This is a genomic window from Streptomyces sp. NPDC127092 (assembly GCF_042722475.1).
In the GTDB taxonomy this organism is placed as follows: domain Bacteria; phylum Actinomycetota; class Actinomycetes; order Streptomycetales; family Streptomycetaceae; genus Streptomyces.
The window spans coordinates 1-714 of record NZ_JBHXFE010000308.1; the positions used below are offsets into that span (position 1 = coordinate 1).

Sequence of the window (714 nt, forward strand, 5' to 3'; positions counted from 1 at the left end):
ACGCGCACCGTGGGCACCCTGGTCAACAACGTCACCGGCACCTCCAGCATGGCCTACACGGGCGTGGTGAACGCGTCCGTCACGTTCCTCACGGAGGCCGTGACGCTCGTCGCGGTGGCGGTCGTGGTGGGCGTCTCCATGCCGCTGACGGGGCTCGGGATGGCCCTGTACTTCCTCGCCGTCGCCTGGGTGATCAAGACCGTGATCCGCCGCCCGGCCTCCCGCCTGGGCTGGACCCTGGTGACCACGGGGGAGCGGGCCAACACGGCGGCGCTGCAGGGCCTGGAGAACTACAAGGACGTGAAGATCCGCGGCAACGACTCGGCCTTCATGGAGGAGTACCGGGCCGCCCGCGCGGAGAGCGCCGAAGCCACGCGGCTCAAGATGATCCTCACGATGATGCCGCGCTACGTGCTCGAGGTCGCCTTCGTGGCCGCTATCGCGGCGCTCGTGGCCGTGGCCTTCATCCAGGGTCGCGGCGGGGAGGCGTTCGGCTCGCTCGCCCTGCTCGCGATGGCCGGCTTCCGCGTGCTGCCGTCCATGGCCGCGCTCATGGCCACCACCAACGAGATCCGCACGTCCTGGCCGGCCTTCGAGCGCACGACGGCGGAACTCGCCGCCGCGCAGCCGGTCCTGCACGCGGCGGACCGGCCCTACGAGCGCATCACGTTCGAGGAGTCCATCGAGGTGCGGGACGCGTCCTTCACCTACCCC

At 70.7% G+C, this 714-nt stretch carries 1 protein-coding gene; it reads left to right on the top strand.

Annotated elements, in window-relative coordinates; genetic code table 11:
* Positions 1-714: hypothetical protein (locus ACFWJO_RS39955; protein WP_386873231.1), on the top strand; the 714-nt coding region annotated here is incomplete at both ends.